This is a genomic window from Cellulophaga sp. BC115SP (genome assembly GCF_009905545.1).
Classification (GTDB): Bacteria; Bacteroidota; Bacteroidia; order Cytophagales; family Spirosomataceae; genus Flectobacillus; species Flectobacillus rivi.
The window spans coordinates 47,601-60,900 of record NZ_JAAALB010000037.1; the positions used below are offsets into that span (position 1 = coordinate 47,601).

Genomic DNA, 13,300 nt, shown 5'->3' on the forward strand with positions numbered 1-13,300 from the left:
TAATCTATATGTCCCCAAAAAAAGTCATCAATTCTATTCAAATTTTACGAGGTGTTGCTGCTGTCGTAGTGTTAATTTACCATGTATCAGGTTTTTTAAGAGTAAATTATTCGCAGGTTATTTTTGCAGACTTTTTTCGTAAAGGATTTGCAGGAGTTGATTTGTTTTTTGTTATAAGCGGTTTTATCATTAGCTATACTACCAAAACATATATAGGAAATCCAACTAAATTTAAAGAATATTGGAAAAAACGTATAATTCGTATATATCCTATTTATTGGATAGTCCTTGGAGGAATTCAACTGTTACAATTAATTTTATCCAATTATTTGAAAGTGACAAGTTTTGAAACCTACAGTAATATTGGGATATGGGCTCATTTTAAAACCTATACTTTATTACCCAAACATGTAGCGATCGACCCTGTAACATGGACAATGAGTTATGAGATATATTTTTACGCTCTATTTTCAATTGTAATTTTATCTAAGAGACTTTGGATAATTCCAGCTATAATTTTGGGATTAACAGTTCATAATTCAATAGTTCATCCTGTATTTGACCCTGAAAATGGTTTTTCATATTATAATTTCGTATTTAGTAATTATAACTACGAATTTTTAATGGGTATTCTTATTTCTCACTATTACGATAAAATTAGGTTTTCGCCTATCATATCTATATTTCTTGTAGTTATAGCAGTATCTATAATTTATTTATGGGGAGATTTTGTGGGAGACTATGACAATTTTAAAAGAATTTTAATTTTTGGTTCAGCAGCCTCTATGATACTTGTTAGTTCTATAAACATTGAAAAAGCAGGCTTTTTAATAGCTCCTTCATTTTTCATTTCGGTAGGTAGCGCATCTTATGTGCTTTATCTGATACATTTTCCCTTTTTATTGATTTTAAATAGGATTCCTAATATGTTTGGTGTCACTTTAGACGCCTTTCAAACGTCATTATATAATTACGTGGTTGTGGTCATCAATATTTTGGTGGCAGTGTTTTTGCACAAAAAATTAGAATTACCACTTACCTCTTATTTAAGCAAAATTTTCAAGTGAGTCAATCTTTAAGAATTTTACATATTTGTGCTTATACTTGGGATATTGGTGGACCTCCCAAAGTAATTTACGACAATGCTGTTGTACAATTAGCGAATGGAGCGGAGGTTACGATATTGACACCTATTTCTGAAGGACAAAAACTTTATCCTGTACCTGATGGCGCTGAGATTGTTTGCTGTAAGCGACATAGTTTGGCTCGTTTTTGGGCAGAGTTTTCTCCAGAATTGTACCAATGGTTAAAAAAGAATGGGGAACAATTTGATGTAATACATATTCACGGTATTTGGCATTTTGGTAGTGTAGCGCCCTTTTTATTGAACCTAAAAGTAGCAAAATGTATTACTGTGCATGGCTTGCTAGACCCTTGGGCTTATCGAAATGGCTATTGGAAAAAGAGATTATTCCGATGGCTTTTTCAGAAAAATGCCCTTCAAAAAGCTGAAATGATTCATGTGTTCAATACAGATGAATTACGTGATGTAACCAATTTCATAGGGGAGAGCCATCCCAATATTGTCATGATTCCGAATGGTATAGACTTAAAACCCTTCGATAACTTACCAGATAAAGGATATTTTGCACAAGAACTAGGTTTTTCTGGAGATAAAAAGGTTATCTTATTTTTAAGTAGAATCAATATCAAAAAAGGCTTAGATTTACTGCTTCCTGCTATTTATGAATTAGCAAAAGAGCGAGAAGACTTTATTTTAGCCTTGGCTGGTCCCGACGATGGTTATTTGGAAGCAACTCAAGCGTTTATCAAACAGCATCAGGCTGAGTCCTATATTAGATGGATTGGCATGAAAACTGGACAAGAAAAATTGGCTGCTTTTGCCGACGCTGATGTATTTGTACTACCTTCTCATTCGGAAGGATTTTCGATTGCCACTTTAGAAGCTTTAGTTTCTGGAACTCCATCGGTATTGTCTGACAAAGTTGGTTTTGCTGACAATATCATTGCAACTGAATCAGCCATCATAGTTGATCTTACTACCGAGTCTATCAAAGATGGCATTAATCGTCTGCTCGGCGATACTGAGTTAGCCAATAAGATTGCTAAAAATGGACAGCATTTAGTCAGAACTCAATATAATATTCGTGTGGTAGGAAAACGTATCATGAGTGAGTTTTTAAAAATTATGAAATAAACCATTGCAATATGCAACAAGATATATCGGTAATTATCCTAACCTTTAATGAGGAAAAACATATTGCCCGTTGTATTAAATCGATTTTGCCATTTACCCATAAAATTTTTATCGTTGACTCTGGCTCTACCGACAAAACGGTGGAAATTGCCGAAAGATTAGGTGCGATAGTGCAGTACAATCCTTGGGTAAACTATGCACAGCAGTTTAATTTTGGTATTGAGAATAACCCTCACAAAACCAAGTGGTTGATGCGCATGGATTCGGATGAGTATATCATGCCTGAATTGTCAGAAGAGATTTCGAGTAAACTAGATGGCTTGAATGACCAGATTTCGGGTATTTATGTAAAACGCCGAGTGATGTTTTTTAACAAATGGATTCGTCACGGGGCTTATTATCCTATTTGGTTGCTCAGAATTTGGAGAAATGGACGAGGTGTTTGCGAGGAAACTTGGATGGATGAGCATATCAAAATTACAGAAGGAATTACTCAGAACTTTTCGCATGATATTGTTGACCATAATCTGAATAATTTGACTTGGTGGACTCAAAAGCATAATTTGTATGCGATTAGAGAAGTGATAGACTTACTCAATATGAAATATGATTTTAGGGATTTTGAGTCGGTCGAGCCAAAATTATTCGGTTCTCAAGAACAACGGAAAAGATATTTGAAAATGAAATATGCCTCATTACCTTTATTTACGCGTCCATTCATGTACTTTATCTATAGGTATTTTTTTAGATTAGGATTTCTGGATGGAACTAAAGGTTTAGTATGGCATTTTTTACAAGGCTTCTGGTATCGTTTTTTAGTAGATGCCAAAATATATGAGGTTTACCAGCGTGTTGGAAAAGATAAAAACGCGATTGTTGACTTTTTTCAAAAAGAGTATAATAAGAACCTTCGTTCGTAGTTAAAATAATACATGAAGGGAAACGAAAATAGTGTTGGCGATAACTTGAAGACAATGTTTAAAACAGATTTGTCTAAATATGATAATTCGTGGTACAAACCAGGGTCGAAGGCAAAGATTATCCTTTGGTTTTTGGTGAATACCTGTGTAATCAATAATTACTTACCCATTCCTGTTAGTCTAAAGATTTGGGTATTACGGCTGTTTGGGGCGAAAATAGGCAAAGGTGTTATGATAAAGCCTAAGGTAAATATCAAATATCCTTGGTTTTTACGAATTGGAGATTTTGTTTGGATAGGCGAGGAGGTGTGGATTGATAATTATACGTGGGTAAGTTTGGAAAATCATACTTGTATTTCACAAGGAGCAATGTTGTTGACGGGCAATCATAATTATAAAAGTTCAGGCTTTGGATTAATGATTGGGGAAATAAAACTAGAAGAGGGTGCTTGGATAGGAGCAAAAGCAGTTGTTTGTCCTAATGTGACCGTTTACTCACATGCCGTACTTTCTGTTGGTTCTATTGCAACCAAAGATTTAGATTCGTACTCTATATACCAAGGTAATCCTGCGGTTAAGGTTAGAGATAGGAGTATTTTAACTTAGTAATTCTTGTTGTTTTATAGAATAGTTGTAAATTCGATAATTAAATTTAAGGAGTTTTTCCGAAATTGCTCTTGCTAAAAATTGAACTTTAGGGCACATAGTTAAGTGGTTATGAATAGTATTTTTACTGAAATATACAATGATAGGCTTTTTCAAATTATAGTTTCAGCGATAGTAGCAGCTATTGTTTCGGTGGCAGCTATACCTGTAATTATTAAAATTTCTCGTTTGAAAAACCTGATGGCTGAGCCTGGAGAACGAAGCTCCCATATCAAAAAAACACCTACTTTAGGTGGTGTTGCAATCTTTGCGTCCACGCTTATCAGCTACTTTCTTTGGAGCAATCCAGATGAAGGTGAATTTGTGCACCTTTCTATTTCAGCTATGGTGATTTTGTTTTTCTTAGGAGTCAAAGATGATATTTTGGTTCTATCTCCGAAGAAAAAAATGTATGTGCAAATCGCTGCATCTGCCTTGGTTGTAGTATTTGGAGATGTTCGTCTCGAAAATCTGTTTGGAATTTTTGGTATCGATGAAGTGCCTTATATTTTGAGTCTACCGCTGACAGTATTTGTATTTATTGCCCTAATCAATGCCATCAACCTTATTGATGGAATCGATGGCTTAGCGGGTGGTATTGGGATGATTTGTGGAGGACTATTTGGTTTATGGTTTTATTTGAATGGATATTTTGCCATGGCTTGTTTAGCCGCGTCAATGGCAGGGTCTCTTTTTGGATTTCTACGTTTTAATTATTCCAAAACGTCTAAAATCTTTATGGGTGATACGGGGTCACTCATTGTTGGTTTCTTGCTGACAATGTTTGCCATTAAGTTTGTACAATTAAACATCGCTTACCGTTTTGACCCAAATGCTTTGTTTAGTGCGCCTATCTTAGCTATTGTGGTATTGATTGTTCCAATCTTTGATACACTTCGTGTGTTTATTGTAAGATTAAAAGATAAAAAATCTCCATTTGTAGGTGATAGAAACCATTTGCATCATATCTTGATTGACAGTGGTATGACTCACCTTCAAGCCTCGGTAGTACTTTGGGTATTTACTGTGGTGTCGACAATTGCATTTTTGTTTATCACTAAAAATAGTGACAATACAACATCGCTCTATATTCTTGGAGGCTTGTTTGGATTATATATGTGGTTATCACATATTTTGAAAGCCAGAAACGCTAAACGTCAAGAGTTACTCGATGCGGCGGAAGCAGAGGCACAGAAACAAAAAGAGATACAAGAACAGCAAGCAATTTTGTTGGAAGAGAAAAAGTTAGGAAAACCTGCTTTAGAGATTCGTTAAGATTAAGAAAAAATAAAACCCTGTTAGCATGCTAACAGGGTTTTTTATGGTGTTAGGGAAGGTATTTCGTCGTTTCTTTAAGTTTTTTATCAATTCTATTGAGTACCATTTCACTATTTTTGAGTTTGTCGATACTCTCTTTTGAACCATTATCTACCTCTTGCTTGAGAGCATCTCTGATAGCAGTCCATTTTGCTTTTTGTTGATTTAATAACTCTTGTTGAAGAACAGCTTCGTCTTGAGTAAGAGCTCGTTTGCTTCTAGTATTACTTTTTGAAGAAGAACCTTCAGTTGTACTTTTATCTGATGATTGGAATTCTTCTGTTGATGTACTAGGCTTTTGTGTGGTCTCTGATGCGCTATTGGAACTTGAAGGCGTGCTTGCATTACTACTATTGGTATCAATGCCTAGTTCTTCGCTCAATTGTGCATTTGCTTTTGCAATAGCAGCAGAGTCGCTATTACTAGCCTTGTTAAGCTGAACAGAGTCGATAATTGGTACCGAATCTCCATTTAAGCGATGACTATTAGAATTGTACCAAAGAAAGAAAGCTATTCCTCCTGCGATTAAGCCTAAACTTGTCCAAAGAATGAGCGAATTCGTTTCTTTATCTTTGTCCTTAGGTTTACTTACCGTTGGAATATTTTTTTGCTCATTTTTCGCTGCTACAACTGGCTCTATGGGTTTTGTTACTGGAGTTTCTTCTGGCGTTTTGCTATTGATAACTTCTAGTATAACAAGATTGATTTTGAGCTTCTTTTGAGGATCTACCGTACTTTGCAGATTTTGAATACCATTTTCAGGAGTATTACTTTTCTGCAAAATCTCATCAATTTCATTATCAGATAAATGTTGTCTTAAACTTTCACTACAAATCAGTAATTTATCGCCTTCATTGAGAGTAAAACTGATAATGTCGAGCTTAGATGGACGAGCTAGGAATTGGAGTTTGTGCCCTTTTCTGCTTAAATAACAGTGAGTATCACTTATCCAGTTCATTAAAGAGGTATCTGCCAAGTCCCATGAAACTTGTAATTCATGGTCTGGATTAGATTCTTTAGCAATTTTAGTACCCAAATGAAAAACCTGTAAAATAGAGTCTCTCATAGCACGGTATGCTGTTTCTGAATCTTCAGGTTCTAGGATATTTTGAGAATAATTTGTATCCATCGTAAGGAATAAGGAATGTTGTGGATTCCGTAGTAGAGGTTATAAGATTGATTACTACTTTGCAAATAACTAACGATTGGAAAGAACAAAAAACATGCCGAATCTCAACTCTCTGCGACATATTCCATTAAGTTACTGGGCTTCAAACTCTTCTATCCAATCAATCATTTTTAAACACCCTTTTTCGATAGCGCTACTCAAAAAGTTTTTAGAGGATTTGAGGTCTATTTTACCCATGCTTGGCACAAAACGTTCGAATCCTTTATACTTTTTGACGTTTGTGAGGTAAGCACTTTGTAATTTCTTTAAGGTTTTGAGGGTTGATTCATTGAGCCCAATTTGATTTTTGAAATAGCCTTTTTGCGTAGCTAAAGACAAATTTTGCCATTGAAGTATATGTAACGGAAATGACTGAGCGATGACATAACTACCATTCTCATCTATTGAGAGCGGATTTTCGATCCAATTGTATGGGTGATAATGAACTCCTATTTCTGATTGTACGTATACATTTTCTTGAAAAATAGGAATAAAATTTAGCCAAAGTTGTTCTGCACCAAACCCATGACAAAAATCGAAATAGCCTTTTTCTTTTGTTCTTTCTTTCCAATAAGTCAAAAAGTTATTGGCTTGCATACTTGGTTTGTAGCCCCAAAAACCTGCATTATAAAGTCCAGCATTCAAAAATGTTGGTTCATTAATAGGATGATTAGGATTACGTTGTTGTGTAATATTAGGACTCAAAACAATGTCATATTCATCAAGAATTTCCCACGTTTTTGATAAAGACTGAAAAAGTTGAGTTTGACTTTCAAGAAAAATAATTTTGTTTGCTTGATGCTTTTTTTCTAAAAATGAGGCAAAATAAGGCTTCAATGAACGGGTAAGTTCATCGACGGTATATTTTTCTGCCATTTCTGATAAAAAAGGTAATCCTAACTCATCTGCACTTATGATAGGAAATGCTACGGTAGGCAAATCACTGGGTAGGCGATCTACAAGACCAATGACAAATTGTGTATTGGGTTCGTATTTTTGTAAGTCTTCGCCCAAAGCTAACGCAAATGGTATTTGAGAAATTGAGCAAACTGTATAGACTAACTGTTTCATATTCTAATGGGGTAATGTTAGGATTTTGAAGTGTTTTGAATATGTTTTTCTACAGCATTCCAAACTACTTCAAATGGTAAATCAGCACAAGGTTTTTGCCCGTCTGTAATCATGATGGCATTGTTGGTTGCGTATCCACCTGAGTAAGGAAGATATTTGTCAAAATGTACAAACTTTCCGAATAACAGCAAGCCATACGTCCCAACGGCATTTGCCAAATGCGCAGGGCCACTGTCTACGCCCATAAAAAACTGTGCTCTACGGATAATTTCGGCTGTTTGGAGCAAACTAAATTTCCCACAGCAATTGATATATCCCGGTAATGATTGATTTAAACTGCTTTTTAAACCCACTTCAACAACGTGATAACCAAGCTCATAGAGGCGTTGAATAAGGTTTTCCCAATGGAACGTTTGCCAGTCTTTTGGCGAAAAGTTGGAGTGACAGTGAATCGCAACAAATTTTTGCGGTAAAGCCTGCTGGTCTATTTTTTGTCTATCGCTCTCGCTAATATAAACTTTGGGCGTTTCTTGACTTAATGGTAAACCACCCACCTTGGCAAAAACTTCTAATAAATTTCCGAATTCAAAGTAGTTTTTTACATGAATACCAAGTTGCTCAGCATACGGATTAGTCAAAAATGTAAGCGTCGGTATATGGAGGCGTAACTCAGGCATGTGAAGATTATAAAAAACATCAAAGTTATGGTGCTTGCTAGTGAGAATACTCTGATATAAGTTGGTTTCTTCAATAGTGTAGTCAATATTGGGGTTACTATCTATGAGCTCTCTAAATGGTTTGCGAACAATCCAAAAGACTTTGCTTTCAGGATGCTTCTGTTTAATAATGCGAGAAAGGGGCTCTGCTGCTACAATATCTCCAAAATGTTCTGCCAGAAGCACGCCAATCATTTGTTGTTTGGGATTATTTAATTTAATCCTACGAACCAACAAATAGCTTTGAACGAATCTCCAAGCTGGTACATATTGTTGAAGTATATATTTGTTATAGCGATGTTTCCAGAGGTCAATAAAACGCTGAATACCCATTTTTACTTTAAGATTTGTCTGAAATTAAGTATTAATGCAAAATAAAATTGCGTTAATATGCTTTAGGCAGTAAGCCGTAGGCATTAGGCAAAAAAACTTCTATTACTTCCTGAGAAATACTATTTAACATTTACCCTAGCGCATAAAAGAGCTCATAGCGTATAAAATTATTATTTTTTACACGCCTTAGGCTCTAAGCACTATGCCGTAAGCTGAAAGTTCAAAAGTGTTTCTGATGGAATCATGAAAAAATTCCTATAGTCTAAAGCGTATTAATTAACGATTTAATAGGGAAACCACTTTGCGAAAAGGCATTTGTAATGCTTTTCTGACACGTTTATAACGTTTGACTTTAGGTGGTTTGATGTAAAAACAAGAGATTTTAATGTAATAATCGTTAAAGTTATCTTTCAGCTTTTGGGCATAATATTGAAACAAAGGAACAATATCTGGTCTATTTTCGAAGCTAGAACGGTTTTGGTATTTCGAAACTTCGTTCGGCTTTTTCAACTCATATCCACTATAATGGAAGAAAATCAGAGGCTTGCCATTGATAAAATATTTGCCATCTCTTATACTCACTGTACGCTCATGTAAGTTCCAGTAGGCCATATTGTAGCCAGGGTATTTATCTACCAATACGTCATTTGGATAGAACAGAGGCACAAAATTAATCCAATGCTGATCTACAAATAAGCCATTGCAAAGATCAATTCTACAGTCTTTTTCTAAGCGGTCTTTCCACCAACTCACCATGTGATAGGTCGCTTCGCTTCTTGATGTGGCGATAAATCCAAGGTTGTATAATCCTGTACTTAAATGGTCAGTTTCTTTGGTATTCAAATCATCGTTGATAGGCGAGCAGATATGTGGCGTCACCACCATCGGGTATTTTTTCAAAGAATCTTCAAGTGGTTTCAAGCTGTCAAAAACAATGATGTCTGGGTCAAAGTAGATAACGTTTTGAATATCAGGACGATTTTTGTAAAAATAATCTATAAAATAGGGTTTTACTGCGGTATTAAGCTCCGTGATATTATAAATCTCACACATTTGTTCAAACGATTCGATATTGATTTTGTCAATTTCGAGCATTTGAAATGGAGGAATTTTGTCTGGTTCAAGCTCCACTTTGTCGAGTCTATCTACCAAGCCAATCACAAATTCTATGGATGGGTTTTGTTCTTGCAACGATTGACCCAATGTTTGAGCTTGAGCCAAATAGTTAATTGAACAAATGGTGAATGCTAAAGTCATAATTGTATTTCGGTAATACTATTGGCAGATTATGCCATTCAAATTAAGTTGGTTTCGGGTTCGGTTTTGAACTATTATGAAATTTGTAAAATTGTCAAAAATTCCTGAAAAGCTTTTTCTGTCGAATGTCTTTGAAGAACTTTCTCCCTTGCTATTCGTCCCATTTTTGTACGAATTTCTGGATTTTCCTTCATAATCCTAACGGCATTTGCCATGGCTTCTAACGACAGATAAGGGACTATCATGCCTGCATCTGTCTCAATCAAATCTTGGGCGCCACCTGCTTTTTCAAAACAAACCATCGGTTTTTGTAATAAAGCAGCCTCCAAAACTACCAATGGATAAGGGTCTTCACGAGAGGTGAGTGCAAAAATATCGAAAACTGACAAGTAATCCAGCGGATTGCTCACAGCTTCCACAAACTTGATGTTTTGTAAGCCTAAGCGTTGTGCATCTATAGAAAAAATCTTAAAGTCATTTTGTGAATGAGAGCCACCTACCCAAAGAAAATAAGTATTTTGATGCTGCAAAATATGTGCAAGCTGAACAAACAAATCGGTTCCTTTTCGTAAATCAATAGTGCCCATACCACCTACAACAAACGCATCTTGAGGTATCCCAAGTTCTTGTTTAAGGGCATTTACTTTAGTGCTAGAAATCTGATATTGTTGTGCAGATTCGGGGAGTAGTGAACACAAAATCTCTATTTGTTGCTCAGGAATTCCAAACTGTTGAAGGAGATTTTGTTTAACTGAATTGGCACAAGCAATAAATTTTTGAGTGCCACGAAGGGTGTTGTCTATTGCTTGTTGAATCCCATTGTACATCTCTATACCCATACGAAGTTCGTGGATATAGGAATAAATAGGGCAATTAAACTGACTTAATTCTTCAAAAATATCTCCATTGGTAAAGGTATTGGAAACTATCAAATCAAATTTTTGACTAGCTAGTATCTGCCAAACGGGATTAACCTCTGAGGTAGTTTGCCCAATTTTAGCTTTAATTTTTTGTAGGATTTGACTTTTGAGTCCGACAGGTTTTTCTTGATGAAGAATATAAGTTGGGGCAACTGCTTCGTACTCTTGAACTAGAGGACCGTCGTGCTTGAGAAGTATCGAAAACTGTACTTTACCATACGCTTTTAACAATTTTAAAAACCTAAGTAATAAAATTTGAGAGCCTGCACGATTGGCATCATGACCCACAAAAAGTATGTTTTGTATCATAAAAATAAGCCTCGACGGAAATTTGGATTTCAAAATTACAAAATAATCTCGGATTCTCTGAACCTTCTACTCGTTCATCGCAAGAATGACAGGCTTATTGGGATAATTTCAAACTTTCAAGGATTTCCTCGTAGCGCTGTATGGTTTTAGTTAAAGTTTTTTGTAAGTCTTCGTCAGACTCCGCCAATAATGCTTCAAACATTTGTTTTCTATTTTCCAGAAAAAAGTAATTCTGAGGGGTATGAATATTGGTCATCCCGCCACGATGCTTGCGATAGCAACCCATTGTTTCGGGAAAGTACTTTATCTTGCCAAATTTTACTGCCTGCATAAAAATTCCGATATCACCACTAGCGCTTTTCCACCACCAAGGAGCTAGCCCATTTTTGAAAACATTTCGAAAAACAGTGCTTGCAGTGCCCAATATCCATTCCTCATCCTTGTATAAATCATCAAGTGTCGAAACTTCTTTTTGGTCTGAATGATTAAAAGGGTGACTTTCGGAGCCATCCTCATAAATTACTTCCAACTGATGATGCGTTAATGCAAAATCAGGATGCTGATCTAGGAAATCTACTTGTTTTTGGAGTTTCTGTGGGTCTGTCCAATAATCGTCGCCCTCGCACAAAGCGATATATTCTCCTTGTGCTTTGCCAAAAATAAAGGCTACATTGTTTTTGCCACCTAATTCTCGAGGAGAACTTGGTCCAAGATTGGTAGTATGTAAATAGGCTTTAATCTGAGGATAACGTTGGCTATACGCCTGAATGATTTCGGCACTGTTGTCTGTAGAAGCATCATCGCCAATGACAATTTCATACTCAAAATTCACCTGTTGTGCGAGTGCTCCCTCCAACATTTGAGCAATGAATTTACCATGATTATAGACAGGAACAAGGATACTTACTTTAGGCATTTTTTCCATAAACCAATTTTTTAGCATTGTTTAGACAACGAGCCTACAAAAATGCTAGGAAAATGCTGAGCAAGCAAAGATAATTATAGGAATGTTTTAAACGTATTGCTTCTCTAGATTAGAAGTTATTAAAGGGTGATTAGTCAGATTTTTAAAGTGTAGTTTAGTTTCAAAAAGACAAATTAATGTGCTTGAATAAAAGGACGTAAATCGATGATAGCCTATCTGTTATTGGCAAATCGTTGTCGGTCATTTGCTCCGCTTCTGCCTGCATAGATGATTTGCCAAGCATCCATCAGTAATGGATTCAGTTGTGCAATGTTTGAGGGTTGATTGAGGGCTTGTGTCTGGCTTAATGATAAGTTTATATCTTGTAAGAAAACCTGCTTTTCTGTTGTCGTAAATCCTAATGCCTTATTAGCAACGCTCTCAAGTATTTGATTTAAGGAAATATTAGGACAGAGTTTATCCTCTACCGCTGGTTTATTTACTAATACCAACTGCTCCAGCTTTCTACATAAAGTAATTCTTGGTTTTCGAGCCAAGCAAATAGTACACTCAGGTTCGTCTTTTTCACAAAAATCCCTCTTCTAACCGTAGCTAAAAGAGGGATTTTGTTAGGCTTGTTCTTTCTCGAAGATGTACAAGGTGCCTGTACCGCTTTCTAACACATAGAGCCTGTCATCTGTTACTTGAGGTGGGGTTGCCAACACTACTGCATTGCCTTCATAATCATCAGGAACACTACCTTGCCACTCCGGGGCGGCATAATACCATTCTACCTCTAATTTTTGTCTATTGAATGCTCCTACTGATAACTCGCCTGTTGCATAGTTACGTCCCGTGAAATAGATGTAATTGCCCAATACAGTACTCGTAGCAAACGCCCAGTCTCTACCAAAGGTGTTTTTTAGTAGTAGCTTACTGGTTTGGGTTTGCAGGTCTATTTCTACATAATTGGTATCATAAAACAATACTACTTTACGCTCATCTGCCAGTAAATGCACGCCTGCCCCAAAGCCCACTTGGTGAGTTTCATAAGTGTTGATATACCATTGAACCTCACCATTTTGAATGCTTATTGCTACGAGCGTGGTATTTCCAATCCATACATATAATTCTTTTTCTATAACCCCTAAGATATTTCTAATTTCCCCATAAGCTCCCAAATCTACCTCCCACTCGTATTCACCTGTGAGAAGGGAGAGGGATTTGAGGATGGTCCAACCTTCATTAATGATTAGGTTATTGTTGCATAATAGTTTTATTCCAAAAGAGATATTTCTTTGTATTAACTTTTTTTCTTTGGATAATAAATCAAAAACAATAAGATTTCTCTTTCCTTCAACTTTTTCTAACGCAATGAATTCGCTATTAGACTTTTGAAACTGTAAAGACACTTTACCTAAACTATAGGTGCTTTTTGATTTTGTTGTCGGCTTCCCATTTTTAGTACAGTTTAAAAATATACATAATCAGTCTGCTTTGATTATGTTTTTAACCCTTCTTG

Annotated in this window: 13 protein-coding genes; 5 read left to right on the top strand and 8 right to left on the bottom strand. The window is 35.9% G+C overall.

The annotated features are described in order from the left end of the window. Positions 1 to 8: 8 nt before the first annotated feature. From GVN22_RS20755 to GVN22_RS20775, 5 genes are all read left to right on the top strand, one after another. Positions 9 to 1,067, top strand: coding sequence for an acyltransferase (locus GVN22_RS20755; protein WP_166552924.1), 1,059 nt, complete (start codon positions 9 to 11; stop codon positions 1,065 to 1,067). Continuing rightward, positions 1,064 to 2,218, top strand: a complete 1,155-nt coding sequence (locus GVN22_RS28460) for a glycosyltransferase (RefSeq protein WP_166552925.1) — start codon at positions 1,064 to 1,066, stop codon at positions 2,216 to 2,218. The genes GVN22_RS20755 and GVN22_RS28460 overlap by 4 nt, the downstream gene beginning before the upstream one ends. A gap of 11 nt (positions 2,219 to 2,229) precedes the next feature. Next, positions 2,230 to 3,138 (top strand): glycosyltransferase family 2 protein, encoded by a 909-nt coding sequence (locus tag GVN22_RS20765; RefSeq protein ID WP_166552926.1) that lies wholly within the window; start codon positions 2,230 to 2,232, stop codon positions 3,136 to 3,138. Positions 3,139 to 3,150: 12 nt separating this feature from the next. After that, on the top strand, positions 3,151 to 3,744 hold the full coding sequence (locus tag GVN22_RS20770) for a WcaF family extracellular polysaccharide biosynthesis acetyltransferase (protein WP_205690981.1): 594 nt from the start codon (positions 3,151 to 3,153) through the stop codon (positions 3,742 to 3,744). Between the two features lie 111 nt (positions 3,745 to 3,855). Then, a complete protein-coding gene (locus GVN22_RS20775; protein ID WP_166552927.1) occupies positions 3,856 to 5,058 on the top strand; it encodes a glycosyltransferase family 4 protein in 1,203 nt (400 codons plus the stop codon). Between the two features lie 52 nt (positions 5,059 to 5,110). On the opposite strand, the gene GVN22_RS20780 is transcribed toward GVN22_RS20775, so the two are convergent. From GVN22_RS20780 to GVN22_RS20815, 8 genes are all read right to left on the bottom strand, one after another. Beyond that, positions 5,111 to 6,229 (bottom strand): hypothetical protein, encoded by a 1,119-nt coding sequence (locus tag GVN22_RS20780; RefSeq protein ID WP_166552928.1) that lies wholly within the window; start codon positions 6,227 to 6,229, stop codon positions 5,111 to 5,113. A 132-nt stretch (positions 6,230 to 6,361) separates the two neighbouring features. Next, entirely contained in the window at positions 6,362 to 7,339 is a 978-nt protein-coding gene (locus GVN22_RS20785; protein ID WP_166552929.1) for a hypothetical protein, read from the bottom strand. A gap of 17 nt (positions 7,340 to 7,356) precedes the next feature. Then, positions 7,357 to 8,388: a glycosyltransferase family 9 protein gene (locus tag GVN22_RS20790; RefSeq protein ID WP_166552930.1), complete on the bottom strand. Its 1,032-nt coding sequence runs from the start codon at positions 8,386 to 8,388 to the stop codon at positions 7,357 to 7,359. 276 nt (positions 8,389 to 8,664) lie between these two features. Continuing rightward, positions 8,665 to 9,645 carry a glycosyl transferase gene (locus tag GVN22_RS20795; RefSeq protein ID WP_166552931.1) on the bottom strand — a complete coding sequence of 327 codons (981 nt, stop codon included), beginning with the start codon at positions 9,643 to 9,645 and terminating at the stop codon, positions 8,665 to 8,667. Between the two features lie 74 nt (positions 9,646 to 9,719). Beyond that, positions 9,720 to 10,874, bottom strand: a complete 1,155-nt coding sequence (locus tag GVN22_RS20800; RefSeq protein ID WP_166552932.1) for a glycosyltransferase family 4 protein — start codon at positions 10,872 to 10,874, stop codon at positions 9,720 to 9,722. Positions 10,875 to 10,968: 94 nt separating this feature from the next. Continuing rightward, complete coding sequence (locus tag GVN22_RS20805) at positions 10,969 to 11,817, bottom strand: glycosyltransferase (protein WP_205690982.1); 849 nt, start codon at positions 11,815 to 11,817, stop codon at positions 10,969 to 10,971. 194 nt (positions 11,818 to 12,011) lie between these two features. Next, positions 12,012 to 12,290 carry a hypothetical protein gene (locus tag GVN22_RS20810; RefSeq protein WP_166552933.1) on the bottom strand — a complete coding sequence of 93 codons (279 nt, stop codon included), beginning with the start codon at positions 12,288 to 12,290 and terminating at the stop codon, positions 12,012 to 12,014. A 117-nt stretch (positions 12,291 to 12,407) separates the two neighbouring features. Continuing rightward, a complete protein-coding gene (locus GVN22_RS20815; protein ID WP_166552934.1) occupies positions 12,408 to 13,190 on the bottom strand; it encodes a PQQ-binding-like beta-propeller repeat protein in 783 nt (260 codons plus the stop codon). Positions 13,191 to 13,300: the final 110 nt, after the last annotated feature.

Bases quoted from the DNA above. Each gene is read 5' to 3' on its own strand.
- GVN22_RS20775 (WP_166552927.1), top strand. From the start codon at position 3,856: ATGAATAGTATTTTTACTGAAATATACAATGATAGGCTTTTTCAAATT.
- GVN22_RS20795 (WP_166552931.1), bottom strand. From the start codon at position 9,645: ATGACTTTAGCATTCACCATTTGTTCAATTAACTATTTGGCTCAAGCT.
- GVN22_RS20785 (WP_166552929.1), bottom strand. From the start codon at position 7,339: ATGAAACAGTTAGTCTATACAGTTTGCTCAATTTCTCAAATACCATTT.
- GVN22_RS20790 (WP_166552930.1), bottom strand. From the start codon at position 8,388: ATGGGTATTCAGCGTTTTATTGACCTCTGGAAACATCGCTATAACAAA.
- GVN22_RS20780 (WP_166552928.1), bottom strand. From the start codon at position 6,229: ATGGATACAAATTATTCTCAAAATATCCTAGAACCTGAAGATTCAGAA.
- GVN22_RS20755 (WP_166552924.1), top strand. From the start codon at position 9: ATGTCCCCAAAAAAAGTCATCAATTCTATTCAAATTTTACGAGGTGTT.
- GVN22_RS20805 (WP_205690982.1), bottom strand. From the start codon at position 11,817: ATGCTAAAAAATTGGTTTATGGAAAAAATGCCTAAAGTAAGTATCCTT.
- GVN22_RS20765 (WP_166552926.1), top strand. From the start codon at position 2,230: ATGCAACAAGATATATCGGTAATTATCCTAACCTTTAATGAGGAAAAA.
- GVN22_RS20800 (WP_166552932.1), bottom strand. From the start codon at position 10,874: ATGATACAAAACATACTTTTTGTGGGTCATGATGCCAATCGTGCAGGC.
- GVN22_RS20770 (WP_205690981.1), top strand. From the start codon at position 3,151: ATGAAGGGAAACGAAAATAGTGTTGGCGATAACTTGAAGACAATGTTT.